This is a genomic window from Methylobacterium brachythecii (assembly GCF_014196345.1).
GTDB classification, from domain to species: domain Bacteria; phylum Pseudomonadota; class Alphaproteobacteria; order Rhizobiales; family Beijerinckiaceae; genus Methylobacterium; species Methylobacterium brachythecii.
On the sequence record NZ_JACIDN010000007.1, the window covers coordinates 219,991 to 238,518 of the forward strand.

An 18,528-nucleotide genomic window follows, 5' to 3' on the forward strand; every position below is an offset into this window, starting at 1 on the left:
CCGTGAGCACGTCATACCGGCGCCACTGCCGGCGTGTGTTCCAGCATCTCTCGCGTGGTTCGCATCAGGTCGTAACGGGCCATGTCGTGCGCGAGGTCCACGGCGGCTGCGAAACCCTGCGCGTTCTCGGAGCCGTGGCTCTTGATGACGATGCCCTCGAGCCCGAGGAAGACGCCGCCGTTGGCCCGGCTCGGATTCATTTTTTCGCGCAATGCTGAAAACGCCGAACGGGCGAAGAAATAGCCGATCTTAGCCGAGAGCGTCCGGCTCATGGCCGATCGCAGATAGGTGCCGATCTGCTTGGCCGTGCCCTCGGCGGTCTTCAAGGCGATGTTGCCGGTGAAGCCCTCGGTGACCACCACGTCGGTGGTGCCCTTGCCGAGATCACTGCCCTCGACGAACCCGAAATAGGAGAAGTTCGACAGCTCGGTCTCGCGCAGGAGGCGGGCTGCCTCCTTCACCGCCTCGTTGCCCTTCATCTCCTCGGTGCCGACGTTGAGCAGCCCTACGGTGGGCTTCTCGATGTCGAGGACGATGCGGGCCATGGCCGAGCCCATCACCGCCATCTCGACGAGGTGCTCGGCATCCGTTCCGATGGTCGCGCCGACGTCGAGCACCACGCTCTCGCCGCGCACGGTCGGCCACAGACAGGCGATGGCAGGGCGTTCGATGCCGGCCATGGTCTTCAGGCAGATCTTCGACATCGCCATCAGCGCGCCGGTATTGCCAGCGGAGACGGCAGCCTGGGCCTCCCCGTCCTTCACAGCCTGGATGGCGCGCCACATCGAGGACTTGCCGCGGCCGGTGCGGACCGCCTGGCTCGGCTTCTCGTCCATGGCGATGGACATCGTGGTGTGGCGGATCTCGACAGCCCCGTTGAGCCGCGGCTCGGCCTCGACGAGCGGACGCACCACCGCCTCGTCGCCGAACATCAGGAAGGTCGTCTCGGGATGCCGCTCACGGGCGATGGCCGCACCGGGGACGACGGTCGAGGGTCCGTGGTCGCCACCCATGGCGTCGAGCGAGATGCAAACGCGGTTCGACATCTGTCCTTGAGATCAACGCCTGTCGCGGAGGACTCCCTCGCGAGACGGCGATGGAGAGGAACGTGAGGGCGGCAAAGCGTGCGCCGGATGCGCGGAAAATAGCGATCGACGGCCGAGGGGCAAACGAATTCTGCCCCTCCGACGTCCGCTTCGCGCTCAGACGTCGTTCGCGGGGATCTTCTTCAGGACGGCGAAGGCGCTCTCGTCGTCGCCCACCGTGACCGTCTCGAACCGCGCTCCAGGCATCCTCGGAAAGGGATCGAGGCCGAGCGCGAGGGACTCGGCGGTCAAAGCGCCGAAATCGATCTGTCCGTTCACGATCGGATCGGGCACGTCGATGGAGTCGGGACCGACTCCGAAGGACTCGGCTCCGTCCGAGAAGTCAACGTCGATCTCCGAGGTCAATGGGGCCTCGAAGGGCTCGAGCGTCACCGTGCAGACCTGGGTGACCACGGCCTCGACGCTGCCGACGACGTTGAGCCGCGCGAGCGTCCCGGTGACTCGGAACGTCCCCTTGAGATCGCGGATCGCAGGGATCTTGAAGTCCTTCGCCAGGGCGACGCATTCCTCCGGCGTCGCCTCGACTGTGACGGTTGCCGCGCGACCGACCAGACGGTCGACGCGGGTCGGGCGCCTCAACGGTCCGACGGGGTCGTGCGTCATGTCTCTGCTCCCAAAGCCGTCCCGACATCGTCGGGCCGGGGAAAACGCGGCCCATCGCCCAAAAGGTCATCGAGGCTCGCCCCCGCCAGCGTGGCATCGGCGGCGATGACGTAGTCGGCCAGCGGCCCGGCCCGCTCACCATCCGCATCGCCGAGCACGTTGCGGCCGAGGGCGAGGGCGAGCGCGGTGCGGTCGCCGGCATCGAGCGCCACGTCGTAACCGCCAGCGCGTCCATAGAAGGCCTGCGCCAGCTTCTTCATGCGCTTCGGGACGCCGACGTCGCCGACGCCGAGTTCGCGCAAGGAGGCGTCGAACTGCGCGAAGACGGCGTTGATCAGGTCCTGCGCCACATCCTCAGCCGGCGGCGGCAATTGCTTGAGCCGGCGCATCGCGAGATGGACGTGCAGGCAGACCGCCTCGAACCGTCCTTCGACGGTGTCGGGAACCTGCAGGCGTCGGTACAGACCGGGAACCCGCGCCGCCTGATCGATGCGCGCTTGCAGGCCATCGATGAGGCGTTTGCGCGACTCTGCGCGGCGAAAGAAACCAAGGATCATCCGATCCACCGGAAGGAAATTGCTTGCGGCCAAGCTTGCCTTGTCAAAGCCATAACCCCGCGGTACGGCAACCCCCATTCCAGGTGCAAGTCCGAAGAGTGCGAACGAAATCGCGCCGCGGGCTCTCCAATCAGGGATAAAGGGGCTTCGATGTCGCGCCGTCTCGTCTCGTCGCTTGCGCGCGCAAGCGTGCTCGCCTTTCTGGGCGCTGGCCTGTCCGGCTGCATCGGCGAGGAGATCCGCCACGGCTACGTCATCGACCAAGCCGCGCTCGCCACGGTCAGGCCGGGCATGAGTGCCGAGCAGGTTCTGCAGATCCTCGGCTCGCCCTCCACCGTGTCCACGGTGGGCAACAAGAGCTGGTACTACATCTCGCAGACCTCGAGCCGCACCGTCCTGTTCATGGGCGAGAGCGTCGACGACCAGAAGGTGACCGCGGTCTATTTTAACGGCGGCATGAAGGTGGAGCGCGTGGCGCTCTACGGCCTGCAGGACGGCCGCGTGTTCGACTTCATCGAGCGCAAGACCGCATCGAGCGGCGCCGACCGCGCCTTCCTCGGCCAGCTCTTCCGCGGCCTGACCCGCTACGAGCCCTTCGGCTCCGGCTCTGGCGCGTCGGTCGTTCCCGGCGCCAGCCGCGGGCAGTAAGAGACCACCGTCGTCGTCCCGGGGCCGCGAAGCGGAACCCGGGATCACCCGTGATGCTCTGCCAAACACCCTGAAGCGACCAGTCGTGGATCCTGGATTCGCCTTCGGCGCCCCGGAATGACGACCATCGGTGTCAGGTTGCCCCGAGAAACACCCCGATCTCCTTCGGCGTCTGGAACACGGCGACCGGCCGGCGCGCGGCCAGCGCCTCGGCGCGGTTGTAGCCCCAGGACACCGCTGCATGGGCGCAACCCGCCTGCCGCGCAGCATCGCCGTCGCGGATCTCGTCACCGATAGCGAGCGTCTCGGATGGGGCGACTCCCGCAGCCTTCATCACGGCGCGCAGGCGCTTGGCCTTGCCGAACACTGAAGCTCCGCAGGCGAAGTGCTGGAAGCGGGTGGCGAGCGCCGGCCCGAGCACGTAGCGGATATTCGCCTCCGTGTTGGAGCTGACCACCGCGAGGACGAAACCCGCGGCCTCGAGCTCGATCAGAAGGTCGTCGATCCCCGGAAACAACCGGATCGTCGCCACGTCGCGCGCAGCGAGCCGGTGCATGTGGCGGGCGATGAAAGGCAGCTTCCAGGACGAAATGCCGAGATGGCGCATCACGCCGCGGGCATCCATACCGCGCAGCAGTTCCGCCTCATGCTCCTCGGCGCGGCGGAAGTGATAGCGGTCGGCCACGTCGTTGATGACGCTCGCGAACCAGTCGTAGGTGTCCGCGAGCGTTCCATCGAAGTCGAAGACGACGAGCCGGTAGCGGTGAGCGGACTCGTCGTCGTCCTTCGTCATTCCGTCGATCAGGCCGCCTTGGCCGCGTCGAGGGCCGGGTAGTCGACATAGCCCTCCGGGCCCTGGCTGTACCAGGTTGCCATCACGTCCTTGTTGAGCGAGGCATGCTTGGCGAGCCGCTCGGGCAGGTCGGGATTGGCGATGAAGGGCCGGCCGAAGGCGATGGCGTCGGCCTCGCCGGACTCAATCGCGGCCTCGGCCTTCGCGCCATCGTAGTCGCAGTTGAGGATGACCGGGCCACCGAAGGCCTTCTTGATGGTCGGGGCGACGGGCGGCACGGTGGCCTTGCCGAAGGTGCCGTCCGGGCCGGGCTCGCGCAGCTCGATATAGGCGAGGCCAACGCGGGCCATCATCTCGGCGGCGAGGCCGAACACGGCGTGCGGATCGGAATCGTCGACGCCCTGGATCGGGCCGTTGGGCGAGAACCGGATGCCGGTGCGATCAGCGCCGACAACGCCCGCCACCGTCTGCGCCACCTTGGTGACGAGGCGCACGCGGTTCTCGATCGAGCCGCCGTAGCGGTCGGTGCGCGTGTTGGCGCCGTCGCGAAGGAATTCGTCGAGCAGGTAGCCGTTGGCCGAGTGGATCTGCACGCCGTCAAATCCGGCCGCGACCGCATTCTTGGCCGCATTCTCGTAATCCGAGAGCAGACGCGGAATCTCGTCCTCGCGCAGGGCTCGCGCCTCGCCGTAGGGCTTCTTGCCGTCGTAGGTGTGAGCCTCGGCCGGCGCGGTCCGCACGGAGGAGGAGACTGGCTTCTCGCCGCCGAGGAAGCTCGGATGGACGAGGTAGCCCATGTGCCAGAGCTGGAGCGCGATGCGGCCTCCCTTGTCGTGGACCGCCTTCACGATCGGCTTCCAGGCCTCGACCTGCGCCTGGTTCCAGATACCCGGGGCGTAGGGCCAGCCGAGCCCTTCCTGGCTGATCCCGGTCGCCTCGGTGATGATCAGGCCGGCACCCGCGCGCTGGGCGTAATACTCCGCCATGATCGGCGTCGGGACATGCTCGCGCGTGCCGCGGCCGCGAGTCAGCGGCGCCATGAGAATGCGGTTCGGCAGCTCGAGCGCGCCGAGACGGATCGGATCGAACAGAGTGGGCATGCAATTCCTTGAGCGATCGGTCGGGCCGCGCACGGCATGAGCCGGCCGGCGAGTTCGCCACCTCGTCGAGTGAAATGGGCACCGGGCGGGACGACGCCAGCCCGAAACGGCAACGCTCCCCCCTGCAGGGAGCGCTGCCTTGTGCGGCAACGCACCTGCGATAGGAACCACACCGTCATTCCGGGTCGAGGCCGAACCAATGACGGCGGAGGACTATGACGCCGTCAGCGCCTTCTCGTAGCAGAGCGCCGAGGTGCCATCCTGATAGTAGTCTTCCTTGGTCGTGTAGTGGCTGTAGCCGTGGCGCTCGTAGAGGCGGATGGCACTCCAATTGTCGAAGCGCACCTCGAGGCGCACGAGCGAGCAGCCTTGGACCAAGGCCTCCACTTCGGCCGCATCGAGCAGCAGACCGCCGACGCCGTAGCCCGAGCGGGTGGACAGCACCGCGAGCGAGGCGATCCGGGCGATTCTTCCCTTGCGCCGGCGCTCCAGGGTCGCGGCCCCGACCAGCATCTCGCCGGCGAGGTCTTCGATGACCGCGGCGAGCACGCTCATGGTCGGCGAGCCGAGCGAGTAGCGGATCGCACGACGAGTCTGGCGCTCGTCCACGAACGACGCGTTTTCGAGCGCTACGAGCGCATCGAGATCGGCGAGCCCGGCGAGACGCACCGAGGCCGAGAAGGCCGTCACCGGCTTGGCTGTCGCGACGCTCATGCCGCGGTCCACGGATAGGACCAGGTCTCCGACAGGGCACGGCCGCCGGAGCGCAGATAGGCCCGCAGCTCCGTGGCGCCCGGCGCGTCCAGGGCCACATCGACCGCTGCACGGAAGCCGCGGATATGCGGGTTCGGCGTGATCGAGGTCGCCACGATCGTGCCGACCGTCGTGCTCGCCACGACCTCGATGGCAGCCGGATCGGGCAGGTAGTGACCGAGATCACCGCCGGTGAAGTCGATCAAGAAGCGCTGCTTGAGGCGCACGGCGGGATCGGGCTGCGCCTCGCGGCTCGCGCCGCTCGCGGCGGTCTTGGCAACGAAGGTGTTCAGCACGCGGGCATTGGGATGCAGGCCGCCGTCGAGCGTCGAGCGCACGTGATAGGACAGGCGCACCGGCTCGCCCGGCGCATAGGGCTTCGCCGGCCGCCAGAAGGCAACGATGTTGTCGGCGGTCTCGTTGTCCGTCGGCAGTTCGACCAGCACCACACTGCCCTGGCCCCAGGCCCCATCCGTCTCGACGAAATAGCTAGGCCGGCGTTCGTAGCCCGCCTCCAAGTCCTGATAGTCCTCGAAGGCGCGGTCGCGCTGCATCAGCCCGAACCCCTTCGGATTGCGATCGCCGAAGGAGGAGATCCGACGGGATTTCGGATTATCGAGCGGCCGCCACAGCCACTCACCCGAGCCGGCGGCGATCTGCAACCCGTCGGAATCGTGCAGCTCCGGCCGGTAATCGTCGACATGGCCGCGCTCGGCCTCGCCGATGAAGAACATCGAGGTCAGCGGCGCGATGCCGAGCCGATCGAGAACGCGGCGCGGGTAGAGCGTCGCGGTCACCGCGACGGTGGTCTGCTCACCGGGATGCACGACGAAGCGGTAGGCCCCGGTGAGCGAAGGCCCGTCGAGCAGGGCGTGGAAGGTGAGCGCGTCGGCATCCTTCGGCGGCAGCTCGATCCAGAAGGCGCGAAAGCTCGGGAATTCCTCCGCGTCGCCATCCGTGCCCAGGGCGATGCCGCGCGCCGACAACCCGTAGAGCTGGTCGCGGCCGAGGAAGCGGAAATAGCTCGCGCCGACGAAGACGATCAGTTCGTCGAGGAGGTTCGGCTTGTTCAGCGGGTAATGCACCCGGATGCCAGCGAAGCCGAGATCGGCCGGCAGCGGCGCGGCGAGCGTGTTGCGGCCGAAATCGAACAGATCGGGGCTGTAGGCGATCGGGCTCGCAACGCCGTCGTGCACGAGGTTCACGGCGACGGGGCGCGGATACAGGAAGCCGCGATGAAAGAGCTGCAGCCGGAACGGCCCGCCCCTCTCGCCGAGATACGCCTTACCCGGCTTGAAGCGGATGTCGCGCCAGGCATCGTAGTCGAGCGCCGCCAGGGCGGGCGGCAGGGGCGGGATGCTGGCGTCGTAGGGCGCCTGGGCGAGCGCCTTCGCCTGCTGCTCGACGGTCTCGAAGCCGAAGGCGGCCCCCTCGGCGGCCTGGGCGGTCGGGCCAAAACCGGCAGCGGCGAGCCCCGCGAGAACGGAGCGGCGGGAAGGCGCGGTCATCGATCCTGCGTCACATGATGCCCCAAGCGCCGTGAACTCCTGCGCCCCTATAAAGGGGGGTTCAATGGCCTGTCGCACCGCGCTTGAAAAGGGTCACACTTCGCACCTGCGGCCTTTTCGCCACGAAAGCCGATTCATCCAATGAATCCGCGCTATTGCCGGCTATATTTGGTTGTCGTCGAGACCCACCGACCGTATATGCCGCCTTGCCCAATTTCGCACGTGCCTGTGGCCGCGTGTCGGTTGGTGGGCATCCGGTCAACTGCCGGACAGCCGCCAGGGGTCTTAGGATCGATGGTCGCAAGGGTGGATCCCTACGGCCGGCAATCCAGGTGGCAACACCGGACCCCGACAACAACCGGCAGCCGGAGGCGAAACCGGCGAACCCCGCTCTCCACGGGGGACGCAGCTTAAAGCAACGACGAACGGGCTTTTTTGGTCTCGTCGGCCCTCCAAAGGCCGACACCGAAGAGGCTTGTTTCTCCTTGCCCGGCGTGCGGTTGGGGTTCCCCCTACCAATCCACGGCAGCTTCCGGGTGCTCTGCGCCCGCTTGCAAGATCGTGTCTCCACAGCACGCTCTCGCGCGCGACGCATCGCCCCCTGACGCCGGCGGCCCGCGAGGGTCGTCAGATTTCGACAGCGCGCCCCGCGAAGGGCGCTTGCGAACCTGTGTGGTGGGGACGACCATGACCGATCGCATCCGCGACTACCTGCGCGCACGCCGCGACCTCGGCCTCGACGAGGGCCCCGTGATGGTGCTCGACCTCGACGTCGTACGCGACAATTTTTCGAAATTCGCCCGGGCACTCCCCGATACGCGCGTGTTCTACGCGGTGAAGGCCAACCCGGCGCCGGAAGTCCTGAGCCTTCTCGCCGAAATGGGCTCCTGCTTCGATACGGCCTCGGTCGCCGAGATGCAGATGGCGCTCGCCGCCGGCGCGACCGCCGACCGGATCTCCTACGGCAACACGATCAAGAAGGAGCGCGACATCGTCCGCGCGCTCAAGCTCGGCGTGCGCCTGTTCGCGGTCGACTGCCAAGTCGAGGCCGACAAGATTCTTTCCGCGACGGCCGAAGCCGACGTTGACCCGAGCGACGTGCAGGTCTTCTGCCGCATCCTCTGCGACGGCGCAGGCGCCGATTGGCCCTTGTCGCGAAAATTCGGGTGCGAGCCCGAGATGGCCGTGAACGTGCTCGAGCACGCGCACCGTCTCGGTCTTCAGGCCTATGGCGTATCGTTCCATGTCGGCTCGCAGCAGGCCAATACGGAAGCCTGGGACGGGGCGCTCGCCTCGGCCTCCGAGATTTTCCGCGAATGCGCGCTGCGCGGCATCGGGCTCTCGATGGTCAATCTCGGCGGCGGTTTCCCGACCAAGTACCTGAAGCAGGTGCCGGGCGTGGAGACCTATGGCGACTCGATCTTCCGGGCGCTCACCAAGCATTTCGGCAACCGGATCCCCGAGACGATCATCGAGCCGGGCCGCGGCATGGTCGGCAATGCCGGCGTGATCGAAGCAGAAGTCGTGCTGGTCTCCAAGAAGTCCGAGGCCGAGGACGAGGTCCGCTGGGTCTATCTCGACATAGGCAAGTTCGGTGGGCTGGCCGAGACGATGGACGAGTCGATCCGCTACGCGATCAAGACCGACCACGACGAGGACCGCATGGCCCCCTGCGTCGTCGCCGGCCCGACCTGCGACTCCGTCGACGTGCTCTACGAGAAGAACCACTACCCGCTGCCGGTCTCGCTCTCGATCGGCGACAAGGTTCTGATCGAGGGTACGGGGGCCTACACCACGACCTATTCGGCGGTGGCCTTCAACGGCTTTCCGCCACTCGCGCAGATCGTGATCTGACTTTTTGGCTGAAGCCCGTGCCGGACAGGCGCCTGCTTCAGCCTCCCTTCATCCGCATTCGCGCAAACACACCCCCAGTTCCCGGACGGCCGGCCGCACGCGGCCGGTGCGAGGGCTGATTGGCCCGGCTGAACGACCCAAGAGGAGGGGTTGGCCGTGATCCTGATCCGCCACGAGACCGCATCCGACATCGGCGCCCGCGAGCGCCTGCTCGACACGTGTTTCGGCGAGGGCCGATACGCCAAGACCTCGCAGCGCCTGCGCGAAGGCCGTCTGCCGGCCGGGGGCCTCAGCCTCAGCGCCGAGGATGCGGACGGCCGCCTCGTCGGTACCGTGCGCCTATGGCATGTCGAAGCCGGCCGCGGCCGCCCTGCCCTGCTGCTCGGCCCGCTCGCGGTCGATCCGTCGATTCAGGGCTGCGGCCTCGGCGGCGGCCTGATGCAGGCCGCGGTCGCGCGCGCCAAGAAACTCGGACATGCCGCCGTGCTGCTCGTCGGCGACGCGCCCTACTACGAGAGGTTCGGATTCTCTGCGGACAAGGCCGCGGGTCTCTACATGCCCGGCCCATTCGAGCGCGAGCGTCTGCTCGGCCTCGAACTGGAGACCGGCGCGCTCAGCGGCGCTCGCGGCGTTCTGCACGCCACCGGCGCCTTCGAGCCGCTTCCGGGCTTCGCGGCCGAGACCGCTGCAGCGGACGCACGACGACAGGCCGCCTGATTGAGATGGCCGGGCGGCGGATGCCGCCCGCAGTCGCGTTCAGCGCGAGCGGTCGTAGTACGGCCAAGCGGTCGAGGAGCTGAATGCTTCCGCGGCCTTCACGCGCTGATTGAAGGTTTGCACCGAACGCACCGTCGACGCGGTCTGGCGCGCCGTGAAGCGAGCGAAAGCAGCAATAAGGCTGAGGATGCCGGGATCCTTGTCGAGGCTCTCGACCTCGGGCCTGACTTCCTTGGCGGCAACAAGACTGAGCATGTGAATTCCCCTTGGGATCGCTTTGCGGGGACATCCCGCTGCACGTCCGTGTTGCACTGCAATATAAGGGGTTCGCAGACGCTCGTCAGAGAGGCTGACTCGCGTCCGCATTGCATTGGAAGCATACCGAGGCCAGAGGAGCTTCACACTTCTGCAAGAATCTCATGGTGCAGGCAGTTGACCCAGAGCGGATCAAGCGTCATCCGCACGTCATTTCCCGTCAGCAAGGACATCGCCTTCATCGAGAGGCGATCCATCGAGGAGTGACCGCGCCGTGACAAATGGCACGCAGACCGAGTGGCCTGTCTACGGCCGCATCACCGGCCCCATTGTGATGATCGGGTTCGGCTCCATCGGCCGGGGCACGCTGCCGATGATCGAGCGGCATTTCGAGTACGATAAAGACCGCTTCGTGGTCATCGCGCCGGATGACGAGAACCGTCACCTCCTCGACGAGCGCGGCATTCCCTTCATCCATGAAGCCCTGACGCCCGCCAACTACAAGCAGATCCTCGAGCCGCTCCTCACCAAGGGTGGCGGCCAGGGTTTCTGCGTGAACCTGTCTTGCGACACCGGCTCGCGCGACATCATGGAATTCTGCTCGAGCCTCAACGCCCTCTATATCGACACCGTCAACGAGCCCTGGCTCGGCTTCTATTTCGACGAGAGCAAGGGTCCGGGCGAGCGCTCGAACTACGCGCTGCGCGAGATGACGCTCGACGCCAAGCGCGCCCGTGCGCCAGGCTCGCCGACCGCCGTATCCTGCTGCGGCGCCAATCCCGGCATGGCGTCCTGGCTCGCCAAGCGCGCGCTGACGAACCTCGCCGCCGACCTGCGCCTCAATGCGACGCAGCCGACGACACGGGAGGAGTGGGCGGCGCTGGCACAGCGCGTCGGCGTCAAGGGCATCCACATCGCCGAGCGCGACACGCAGCGCTCGAAGAACCCCAAGCCGCCGAACGTCTTCGTCAACACCTGGTCGGTCGAGGGCTTCATCTCCGAGGGCCTGCAGCCGTCGGAGCTCGGTTGGGGCACGCACGAAAAGTGGATGCCGGAGAATGCCCGCACCCACGAGACCGGCTCACAGGCCGCCATCTACCTGATGCAGCCCGGCGCCGAGACCAAGGTCCGAAGCTGGTGCCCGACGCCCGGCCCGCAATACGGCTTCCTGGTCACGCATAACGAGTCGATCTCGATCGCCGATTACTTCACCGTGCGTGATGAGACCGGCAAGGCCGTCTACCGGCCGACCTGCCACTACGCCTACCATCCGCCGAACGACGCCGTGCTCTCGCTGCACGAGATGTTCGGCAATGCCGGCCGGCCGCAGAAAGAGCACCACATCCTCGAGGAGAGCGAGATCGTGGACGGCGTCGATGAGCTCGGCGTGCTGCTCTACGGCCACGAGAAGGGGGCCTACTGGTTCGGCTCGCAGCTCGACATCGAGGAGACCCGCGCGCTCGCGCCCTACCAAAGCGCGACCGGCCTGCAGGTCACCTCCGCCGTCCTCGCCGGCATGGTCTGGGCGCTGGAGAACCCGCGCGCCGGCATCGTCGAGGTCGAGGAGATGGACGTCGACCGCTGCCTCGAAATCCAGCTGCCCTATCTCGGGCCGGTGAATGGCTACTACACCGACTGGACGCCCCTCGATGGACGCCCGGGCCTCTTCCCGGACGACATCGACACGAGCGATCCCTGGCAGTTCCGCAACATACTGGTTCGCGGCTGATAACGCATCGGCCGCCCGTCAATCGCGGGCGGCCCTGACGGCCGGGCGGATCAGCTCTCGCCCGGCGTTCTCTTGGCTCGCTTCTCGATGAAGGCGCGGGTCTCCTTGAGCACCTCCTGTGCGAGCGCGGGATCGTCGCTCATGCGGGCGAGGATCATCGCACCGACCATCGCCGCCCAGCTCCCGATCGCATTCTGCCGCGCGGCTCTGCGATCGTCGCGGGCAGCGCCCTCGCCGAGCCGGTCGATCTGGCGCCTCAGCCCCTCTGTCATCGCCGCCCGCGCTGCAGGCGATTGCCGCCCGATATCCGTTCCGAGCGCGGCGACGGGGCATCCGCCGGCGCAATCGGCCATGTGCTCGGACGTGAGATAGCGATTGGCATAGGCTTCGAGCGTCACGCGCTCGGGATCGGGTGCTGCCATGAGCTCGGTAAGCGTCGTGGCGATCAGCTCATCCTTGGAGGCGAAATAGCCATAGAAGCCGCCATGGGTGAGGCCGGCCGCCTTCATCACCTCGGCCACCGTCACGGCCTCGAAGCCGCGCTGGCGAAACAGGCGCCCAGCGGCCTCGAGAATCTGGCGCCGATTCTCCGCCACTTGCTCGCGGCTCACTCTCATGTGCGCTGTCTCACCTGAATCGGGACCCGACCCGCTTGCCTCTATTCATGATGGTTGTCATGTTTAATATACATGATGTTGATCATGTTTATGAGCTAGGAACCCGATCATGGCCAGCAAGACCACCGTCCTCATCACCGGCGCCTCGTCAGGCATCGGCGCCATCTACGCCGATCGCTTCGCGAAGCGCGGCCACGACCTCGTTCTGGTCGCTCGCAACGCCGAACGCCTCGAGAGCCTCGCTTCCCGCCTGCGTGCCGAAGCCGGCGTCGCTGTCGATGTCATCCAGGCCGACGTCACCGCGTTAGCGGACATTGCCCGCGTCGAGGAGCGCCTCCGCGAAGACGAGCGGATCGGGATCCTTCTGAACAATGCCGGTGCAGCCCTGCCAGGCAGCTTCGTCGAGCAAAGCCCGGAGCAAGCCGCCAGCTTGATCGCGCTCAACATCACCGCTCCGACGCGGTTCGCCGCAGCGGTCGCCCCGCGTTTCGCTCGATCCGGCTCGGGCGCGATCGTCAATATCGGCTCGGTGGTCGGCCTCGCGCCGGAATTCGGGATGACGGTGTACGGCGCCACCAAGTCCTACATGCTGTTCTTGAGCCAGGGGCTGGCCCAGGAACTCGGACCGAAGGGCGTCTACGTCCAGGCCGTCCTGCCGGCGGCGACCCGCACGGAGATCTGGGAGCGCTCGGGACGTGACGTAAACAGCCTGCAAGGCGTGATGGAGACGTCGGAGCTGGTCGATGCGGCGCTCGTCGGGTTCGACCGGCGCGAGCCGGTAACGATCCCTCCGCTGCCGAGCGCAGGCCAGTGGGATGCGTTGGAAGCGGCGCGGACGGCGATGATCCCGAATTTCGCGCAGTCGCACGCTGCGGAACGGTATCGCGCAACGGCCTGAGGAGCATGCAGGCAAGGCCGGTGATCGCGTCGCGAGGACTGGACGCCCCGCCGGCAGTGCGGGAAGCTGGGGATTGCGCGCCGCCGCCGAGATTTGCGGCGGTCGCGCGTCCTGACGCCACCGTCGCGGATCCCCGGCCTTGCCCCATCTCGAAGACTTCTACGCAAACAAGCTGCGCGGCGCGCTCGGGCTGACCGACGCGGAATCGGTGCTCGACCTGCGTGGCGCGCCCTGGGCAAAGGCCGAGGCCTCCCTCAACGACATGTTGGAGCGCAGCCGCTTCGCGAAGGGCAAAACCGTGGCCGTGCGCCTCGAACCGCCGCCGGAAGGCGGCGGAGAGACGCTCTTCCAGCCCGTCGGCCGGCTGCTGCTCGATGCCAAGCGCCGCGGCTGGGTCGACCGCCTGCAGACGCTGCCCGCGGAGGACGGGCTCGGGTTCTACATCGCGCTGGCGGGCAAGCCCGAGAAGGGCGCCTGATCGCGGCCAATCAACCGGCCGCGTTGCGGGCGAGCTCCGCCAGCCCGTCCCGCGACGTCTGCACCGGCTGCCAGCCGAGCGCGGCCAGTTCGTCGGAGCGCGCGACGAGCGAGCCGGACAACCGGTCGAACATCTCCTCGCGCCCCGTGATCCGGCAGGCGAGCCCGAGCAGCGGCGATGGCACCGGCAGCAGGCTCGGGCGCCGCCCGAGACCCGAGCGCAGGGCGGCCAACATCTCCGGCAGAGTCAGCGGATCCGGATCGGCGACGATCAGCGCCCGTTCCAGCGGCCCTGCGGTATGGAGCACCGCGGCGACCGCGGCCGACAGGCTCTCCACAGAGACAAGGGAGCGCCGGCCGGACAAGGCCGCCAGCGGCAACGGATAAGGCGAGCGGGCAAGTCTCAGCAGCGCCGCCATGTTTCCCTTCACGCCGACGCCGTAGACCAGCGCCGGTCGCAGCGCGACCCAGTCGAGGCCGGTCTCCGCGAGGGCCTGCTCGGCCGCGAGTTTCGAGCGGCCATAGGCATCGGTCGGGGTGGGAAAGTCGGCTTCGGTGAGCGGGCTCGGCGCGCTCGGCCCCGTCTGCGCGCGAATCGAGGACAGGAATACGAAGCGCCGCACCTTGGCGCGCTGCGCCGCCTCGGCGAGGCGCCGGGTGGCCTCGGTATTGGAATTGCGAAAATCGTCTTCCGGGGCGCCGGACATCGCATTGGCGAGACCGGCCGAATGCACCACGGCATCCACGCCGGACAAAGCCGCGGCCATGTTGATCGGCCGGGCGAGGTCGCCGACGACCGCACTGCTGGCGCCCTCTGGCACCTCGACGGGCCGGCGCAGCAGGACGCGGACACGGTAGCCCCGCGCCGTGAGCGCCGTGAGCAGATGCCGGCCGATGAAGCCAGTCGCGCCGGTGAGCGCAATCAAGGGTCCGCTCATGGTGGTGCTCCCTCGTCCGCGCAACGGGATGGCGGGACCGCCGCCCGTCATCGAGATCGAGACGGTGCAGGGACCGACCCCCCAAAGCAAGCAGATGCAGGCATACCCGCGAGCCGACCGGGCGCAATCCAACGGCCAAGCTACTGCCAAGGGCCGTCCTGGCTTGTTTTGGCCGCAAATCCACGCGACGCGGTGGGTCGGTCGCGCGCCATTTCAGCGGTGAGCACTGCGTCATCCCGGAGCCCGCCGCCTTGCCCCTGGAATGCCACGCCGATACCACTTGTCCCGCCTGCCGGATCGCATGCCGTGGTTGAAGAGCGGTCCCGAAGAAAAGCCCCGTTGCGCCAGATTCCCCTCGTCCTCGCTTTCCTGACGGCGCTTCTCGGCGCTCTCGGCTCGACGCTTCCCGCTCACGCGGTCGAGGCGGTGCGCGTGACACTGGACGCGCCGGCCATCGACCTGACCTCCACGATCGAGCGCTATCGCTCGGACGGCGACCTCATCCAGATCTCCACCGCGCCCGGCAAGGACGGCATCGTGCGCCGCATCGCCGTGAAGGCGCGCGAGGCCGGCGCCCGGCCCGACTGGATGGTCTTCGCGCTCACCAACGACACCGACGAGCAGATCGACCGGCTGCTGGTCGCCCCGCATTTCCGCCTCGTCGGCTCCGGCGTGGTCTGGCCGGATCTCGGCGGCTCGCGCATCGCCGCGATTACCGCGAGCGAGGGCATCCGCCCTGACCGGGACGAGAGCACCGACGCCGACCAGTTCCTGATCACGCTCGATCCCGGCACGACCGTCACCTACGTCGCCGAGCTGAAAGGCCCTAACGTTCCGCAGGTCTACCTCTGGGACCAGGACGCCTATCGCAAGAAGACCTCGGGCCTGACGCTCTACGAGGGCATCATCATCGGGATCGCCGGCCTGCTGGCGCTGTTCCTCACGATCATCTTCGTAGTGAAGGGCGCGATCATCTTCCCGGCCGCTGCGGCTCTGGCCTGGTCGGTACTCGCCTATGCCTGCATCGATTTCGGCTTCTTCCAGCGGGTCTTTCCCACCACCGAAGTGGTCGAACGCGTCTACCGCGCCTCGGCCGAGGCGGTGCTCGGCGCGACGCTGCTCGTCTTCCTTTTCGCCTATCTGAACCTGTCGCGTTGGCACGTGCGCTACAGCCACGTCGCCTTCTTCTGGCTGGCCTTTCTCGCCGGCCTCGTGGGCCTCGCCGCCTTCGACCCGCCGGTGGCGGCGGGCGTGGCACGCATCTCGATCGCCGCGGTGGCCGGTGTTGGGCTGCTGCTGATCCTCTACCTCGCCGTCCATAACGGCTACGACCGGGCGATCCTGCTGATCCCGACCTGGCTGCTGCTGCTGGTCTGGGTGGTGGCCGCGGCCTTCACGGTGACCGGCCAGATCGGGTCCGATTTGGTGCAGCCGGCGCTGATCGGCGGCCTCGTGCTGATCGTGATGCTGATCGGCTTCACGGTGATGCAGCACGCCTTCACCGGCAGCGGCATGGGCCACGCCCTCGTATCCGACACCGAACGGCGCGCGCTGGCGCTAACGGGCGCAGGCGACATCGTCTTCGACTGGGACGTGCCCGGCGACCGTGTCTTCGCGGGCCAGGAAATCGAGAGCCAACTCGGACTGAAACGCGGAGCGCTCGAAGGCCCTGCCTCGAACTGGCTCGGCCTGCTGCATCCCTTCGATGTCGAGCGCTACTCCGCGGCGCTCGACACCGTGATCGAGGAACGCCGCGGGCGCATCCTGCACGATTTCCGCCTGCGCTCGGCCTCCGGTCCCTATTACTGGTACCGTCTCAAGGCGCGCCCGGTGATCGGCACCGACGGCGAGGTGGTACGCATCGTCGGCACCATCGCCGACGTTACCGAAAACAAGACCGCCGAGGAGCGGCTGCTGCACGATGCGGTGCATGACAGCCTGACCGGCCTGCCGAACCGCGAGCTGTTCTACGACAGGCTCGATGCAGCGCTCGCCATGGCCGGCCAGGACCAGCGCTTGAAGCCGGCGGTGATCGTGCTCGACATCGATCGCTTCAAGGCGATCAACGATGCCATTGGTCTCTCGGCCGGCGATTCGATCCTGCTCACGCTCTCGCGCCGCCTCGGCCGCCTGCTGCGGCCGCAGGACACGCTCGCACGCGTGGCCGGCGACGAGTTCGCCGTCATCTTGCAATCCGAGAGAGAGCCGGACCGCATCCTGTCCTTCGCCGAGATGATCCGCAGGGCGATCGCGACCCCCGTCACCTACGCCGACCGCGAGGTTTTCCTCACCGTCTCCGTCGGCATTGCGCTCTACGAGGGCGGCCAGGGCACCGCGGCACCGAAGCGCGAGGACGTGTTCAAGAACGCCGAAATGGCGATGATCCAGGCCAAACGCGGCGGCGGCGACCGCACCGACGTGTTTCGCGCCACCATGCGCACCGAGCGCTCGGACCGGCTCATGCTGGAGAGCGACCTGCGCAAGTCGCTGGAGCGCAACGAGATCAAGGTGCTGTTCCATCCGATCGTCCGGCTGGAGGACCGCACCGTCGCCGGCTTCGAGACGATCCTGCGCTGGGATCACCCCAAGCTCGGTCGCATCCCGCCCTCGACCTTCATGCCCGTGGCGGAAGAGACCGGCTTCATCGTCAATCTCGGCAACTACGCCATCGAGCGCACGGCCCTGGAGCTGGCGGCCTGGCAGCGTTCGCTCGAGGTCGAGCCGCCGATCTTCGCCACCGTGAACATCTCTTCGCGGCAGCTCCTGCGACACGACCTGCTGCACGACGTGAAGACGGTGCTCGCCCGTTCCGGAGTCATCCCGGGCTCGCTCAAGCTGGAGCTGGCTGAGAGCTTGGTGATGGAGAACCCGGAATACGCGGCACAGATGCTGGCGCGGATCCACGATCTCGGCGCCGGCCTCTCGCTCGACGATTTCGGCACAGGCTATTCGGCCTTGTCCTACCTGCAGCGCTTCCCCTTCGACAGCATCAAGATCGACCATTCGTTCGTCCGGCAGATGGGTTCCGGCCGCACGGCGATCCTGCGCTCGATCGTCAAGATGGCGCAGGAACTCGGCCTCGCCATCATCGCCGAGGGGGCGGAATCCGAGGCGGACGCGCAGGGGCTGCAGGATGTCGGCTGCGATTACGCGCAGGGCGCGGCCTTCGGCGAGCCGATGACCGTGCTGCAGGCGCGCCAACTCGTGGGAGCGGCGCCGGAGGCGGCCTGATCAGGTCCGGGCGCAGAGGTCGCGCAGGGTATCGACCAGCCGGTCCGCTTTCACGGGCTTGCGATGGATCGGGATGTCCGGCCATTGCAGCTTCATCGCCCGCGGCAGCGTGCCGGCCGTGCATACAAGGATGGGCACGCCGGCCGCCGCGAGACGCTCGGCCGTCGGCGTCGCCTCACCGTCGGCGAGATTGAGATCGAGGATCGCGGCGTCGACGGTCTCGGTGTCCAGTAGGCGTAGGGCGTCCCGGTTGGTTCGGAACGGCCCGACGACGTGCCCGTCGCTCCCCTCAACGATGTCAGACAACTCGATCGCGAGTAGCGCCTCGTCCTCGACGATGAGGACCCGCCTTCCCTGCAGCATGGCACGCTCCCAGGCGCTGGTGAAAGCGCCAAGCCAAGATGACCGTGTACTCGGGAACATTGCGAACCGATGTCGAGCTAAGACCCGCGGCACTGGCGTGGTCTCAGGTCTCGCGAAGCGGCCTGCACCCTCGAAATTGCAGCTTGGCCGCACGTTCGTCAACGTCGCATTTTCGAGGATATTCAGCTTGGCGAAAGACGTGGCAAATCGACCTCATCGCAATCGTGACGGGCAGGGTAGGGCCGGATCTCGACGATCGAATTAAAGCTCCCTTAACCATGTCGTCCCAAAGTCTTGTGGAGACATGAGGATCGTTTTCGGGCGGTCCGCGAATGGTTTGCGGAGACGATGCGATGGCCGAGGCGGCGCGGCGGACGAGAT

At 67.3% G+C, this 18,528-nt stretch carries 18 protein-coding genes; 7 read left to right on the plus strand and 11 right to left on the minus strand.

Going from position 1 to position 18,528, the window contains the following annotated elements; all coding sequences use genetic code 11:
• Nucleotides 1–11: 11 nt before the first annotated feature.
• The 3 genes from plsX to GGR33_RS19170 form a co-directional block, all read right to left on the minus strand.
• Nucleotides 12–1,046 carry a phosphate acyltransferase PlsX gene (plsX, locus tag GGR33_RS19160; protein ID WP_183508172.1) on the minus strand — a complete coding sequence of 345 codons (1,035 nt, stop codon included), beginning with the start codon at nucleotides 1,044–1,046 and terminating at the stop codon, nucleotides 12–14.
• 156 nt (nucleotides 1,047–1,202) lie between these two features.
• Entirely contained in the window at nucleotides 1,203–1,709 is a 507-nt protein-coding gene (locus tag GGR33_RS19165; RefSeq protein WP_183508174.1) for a YceD family protein, read from the minus strand.
• Nucleotides 1,706–2,266, minus strand: a complete 561-nt coding sequence (locus GGR33_RS19170) for a ubiquinol-cytochrome C chaperone family protein (protein ID WP_183508176.1) — start codon at nucleotides 2,264–2,266, stop codon at nucleotides 1,706–1,708. The genes GGR33_RS19165 and GGR33_RS19170 overlap by 4 nt, the downstream gene beginning before the upstream one ends.
• Nucleotides 2,267–2,416: 150 nt before the next feature.
• Here GGR33_RS19170 and GGR33_RS19175 point away from each other — a divergent pair, with 150 nt between their 5' ends.
• Nucleotides 2,417–2,914: an outer membrane protein assembly factor BamE gene (locus tag GGR33_RS19175; RefSeq protein ID WP_183508178.1), complete on the plus strand. Its 498-nt coding sequence runs from the start codon at nucleotides 2,417–2,419 to the stop codon at nucleotides 2,912–2,914.
• Nucleotides 2,915–3,047: 133 nt separating this feature from the next.
• Here GGR33_RS19175 and GGR33_RS19180 read toward each other — a convergent pair whose 3' ends face one another.
• From GGR33_RS19180 to GGR33_RS19195, 4 genes are all read right to left on the minus strand, one after another.
• The gene (locus GGR33_RS19180) at nucleotides 3,048–3,707 is read right to left on the minus strand and encodes an HAD hydrolase-like protein (protein ID WP_183508180.1); all 660 of its coding nucleotides are present in this window, start codon (nucleotides 3,705–3,707) and stop codon (nucleotides 3,048–3,050) included.
• An 8-nt stretch (nucleotides 3,708–3,715) separates the two neighbouring features.
• Nucleotides 3,716–4,807 carry an alkene reductase gene (locus tag GGR33_RS19185; RefSeq protein ID WP_183508182.1) on the minus strand — a complete coding sequence of 364 codons (1,092 nt, stop codon included), beginning with the start codon at nucleotides 4,805–4,807 and terminating at the stop codon, nucleotides 3,716–3,718.
• Nucleotides 4,808–5,020: 213 nt separating this feature from the next.
• On the minus strand, nucleotides 5,021–5,521 hold the full coding sequence (locus tag GGR33_RS19190) for a GNAT family N-acetyltransferase (protein WP_183508184.1): 501 nt from the start codon (nucleotides 5,519–5,521) through the stop codon (nucleotides 5,021–5,023).
• Entirely contained in the window at nucleotides 5,518–7,068 is a 1,551-nt protein-coding gene (locus GGR33_RS19195; protein ID WP_183508185.1) for a glucan biosynthesis protein G, read from the minus strand. The genes GGR33_RS19190 and GGR33_RS19195 overlap by 4 nt, the downstream gene beginning before the upstream one ends.
• 687 nt (nucleotides 7,069–7,755) lie before the next feature.
• On the opposite strand from GGR33_RS19195, the gene GGR33_RS19200 reads away from it, so the two are divergent.
• Both GGR33_RS19200 and GGR33_RS19205 read left to right on the plus strand, forming a co-directional pair.
• On the plus strand, nucleotides 7,756–8,922 hold the full coding sequence (locus GGR33_RS19200; protein ID WP_183508187.1) for a type III PLP-dependent enzyme: 1,167 nt from the start codon (nucleotides 7,756–7,758) through the stop codon (nucleotides 8,920–8,922).
• A 156-nt stretch (nucleotides 8,923–9,078) separates the two neighbouring features.
• Nucleotides 9,079–9,639, plus strand: coding sequence for a GNAT family N-acetyltransferase (locus tag GGR33_RS19205; protein ID WP_183508189.1), 561 nt, complete (start codon nucleotides 9,079–9,081; stop codon nucleotides 9,637–9,639).
• 39 nt (nucleotides 9,640–9,678) lie between these two features.
• Here GGR33_RS19205 and GGR33_RS19210 read toward each other — a convergent pair whose 3' ends face one another.
• Nucleotides 9,679–9,894, minus strand: a complete 216-nt coding sequence (locus GGR33_RS19210) for a hypothetical protein (protein ID WP_183508191.1) — start codon at nucleotides 9,892–9,894, stop codon at nucleotides 9,679–9,681.
• A 334-nt stretch (nucleotides 9,895–10,228) separates the two neighbouring features.
• Here GGR33_RS19210 and GGR33_RS19215 point away from each other — a divergent pair, with 334 nt between their 5' ends.
• Nucleotides 10,229–11,623 carry a homospermidine synthase gene (locus GGR33_RS19215; RefSeq protein WP_183508379.1) on the plus strand — a complete coding sequence of 465 codons (1,395 nt, stop codon included), beginning with the start codon at nucleotides 10,229–10,231 and terminating at the stop codon, nucleotides 11,621–11,623.
• Between the two features lie 50 nt (nucleotides 11,624–11,673).
• Here the strand turns inward: GGR33_RS19215 and GGR33_RS19220 are convergent, their stop codons facing one another.
• Complete coding sequence (locus GGR33_RS19220) at nucleotides 11,674–12,240, minus strand: TetR/AcrR family transcriptional regulator (protein ID WP_183508193.1); 567 nt, start codon at nucleotides 12,238–12,240, stop codon at nucleotides 11,674–11,676.
• A gap of 109 nt (nucleotides 12,241–12,349) precedes the next feature.
• Here GGR33_RS19220 and GGR33_RS19225 point away from each other — a divergent pair, with 109 nt between their 5' ends.
• Both GGR33_RS19225 and GGR33_RS19230 read left to right on the plus strand, forming a co-directional pair.
• Complete coding sequence (locus GGR33_RS19225) at nucleotides 12,350–13,138, plus strand: SDR family NAD(P)-dependent oxidoreductase (RefSeq protein ID WP_183508195.1); 789 nt, start codon at nucleotides 12,350–12,352, stop codon at nucleotides 13,136–13,138.
• A gap of 139 nt (nucleotides 13,139–13,277) precedes the next feature.
• The gene (locus GGR33_RS19230; protein WP_183508197.1) at nucleotides 13,278–13,616 is read left to right on the plus strand and encodes a hypothetical protein; all 339 of its coding nucleotides are present in this window, start codon (nucleotides 13,278–13,280) and stop codon (nucleotides 13,614–13,616) included.
• Nucleotides 13,617–13,626: 10 nt separating this feature from the next.
• Here the strand turns inward: GGR33_RS19230 and GGR33_RS19235 are convergent, their stop codons facing one another.
• Nucleotides 13,627–14,553 (minus strand): NAD-dependent epimerase/dehydratase family protein, encoded by a 927-nt coding sequence (locus tag GGR33_RS19235; protein ID WP_183508199.1) that lies wholly within the window; start codon nucleotides 14,551–14,553, stop codon nucleotides 13,627–13,629.
• Between the two features lie 339 nt (nucleotides 14,554–14,892).
• On the opposite strand from GGR33_RS19235, the gene GGR33_RS19240 reads away from it, so the two are divergent.
• Nucleotides 14,893–17,784: an EAL domain-containing protein gene (locus tag GGR33_RS19240; protein WP_183508201.1), complete on the plus strand. Its 2,892-nt coding sequence runs from the start codon at nucleotides 14,893–14,895 to the stop codon at nucleotides 17,782–17,784.
• Here the strand turns inward: GGR33_RS19240 and GGR33_RS19245 are convergent, their stop codons facing one another.
• Nucleotides 17,785–18,147: a response regulator gene (locus GGR33_RS19245; protein ID WP_183508203.1), complete on the minus strand. Its 363-nt coding sequence runs from the start codon at nucleotides 18,145–18,147 to the stop codon at nucleotides 17,785–17,787.
• Nucleotides 18,148–18,528: the final 381 nt, after the last annotated feature.

Excerpts from the sequence above, each read along its gene's own strand:
- GGR33_RS19175 (WP_183508178.1), top strand. The coding sequence starts at position 2,417 with ATGTCGCGCCGTCTCGTCTCGTCGCTTGCGCGCGCAAGCGTGCTCGCC.
- GGR33_RS19210 (WP_183508191.1), bottom strand. The coding sequence starts at position 9,894 with ATGCTCAGTCTTGTTGCCGCCAAGGAAGTCAGGCCCGAGGTCGAGAGC.
- GGR33_RS19245 (WP_183508203.1), bottom strand. The coding sequence starts at position 18,147 with ATGCTGCAGGGAAGGCGGGTCCTCATCGTCGAGGACGAGGCGCTACTC.
- GGR33_RS19195 (WP_183508185.1), bottom strand. The coding sequence starts at position 7,068 with ATGACCGCGCCTTCCCGCCGCTCCGTTCTCGCGGGGCTCGCCGCTGCC.
- GGR33_RS19180 (WP_183508180.1), bottom strand. The coding sequence starts at position 3,707 with ATGACGAAGGACGACGACGAGTCCGCTCACCGCTACCGGCTCGTCGTC.
- GGR33_RS19225 (WP_183508195.1), top strand. The coding sequence starts at position 12,350 with ATGGCCAGCAAGACCACCGTCCTCATCACCGGCGCCTCGTCAGGCATC.
- GGR33_RS19235 (WP_183508199.1), bottom strand. The coding sequence starts at position 14,553 with ATGAGCGGACCCTTGATTGCGCTCACCGGCGCGACTGGCTTCATCGGC.
- GGR33_RS19185 (WP_183508182.1), bottom strand. The coding sequence starts at position 4,807 with ATGCCCACTCTGTTCGATCCGATCCGTCTCGGCGCGCTCGAGCTGCCG.
- GGR33_RS19215 (WP_183508379.1), top strand. The coding sequence starts at position 10,229 with ATGATCGGGTTCGGCTCCATCGGCCGGGGCACGCTGCCGATGATCGAG.
- GGR33_RS19220 (WP_183508193.1), bottom strand. The coding sequence starts at position 12,240 with ATGAGAGTGAGCCGCGAGCAAGTGGCGGAGAATCGGCGCCAGATTCTC.
- GGR33_RS19165 (WP_183508174.1), bottom strand. The coding sequence starts at position 1,709 with ATGACGCACGACCCCGTCGGACCGTTGAGGCGCCCGACCCGCGTCGAC.
- GGR33_RS19170 (WP_183508176.1), bottom strand. The coding sequence starts at position 2,266 with ATGATCCTTGGTTTCTTTCGCCGCGCAGAGTCGCGCAAACGCCTCATC.
- GGR33_RS19200 (WP_183508187.1), top strand. The coding sequence starts at position 7,756 with ATGACCGATCGCATCCGCGACTACCTGCGCGCACGCCGCGACCTCGGC.
- plsX (WP_183508172.1), bottom strand. The coding sequence starts at position 1,046 with ATGTCGAACCGCGTTTGCATCTCGCTCGACGCCATGGGTGGCGACCAC.
- GGR33_RS19190 (WP_183508184.1), bottom strand. The coding sequence starts at position 5,521 with ATGAGCGTCGCGACAGCCAAGCCGGTGACGGCCTTCTCGGCCTCGGTG.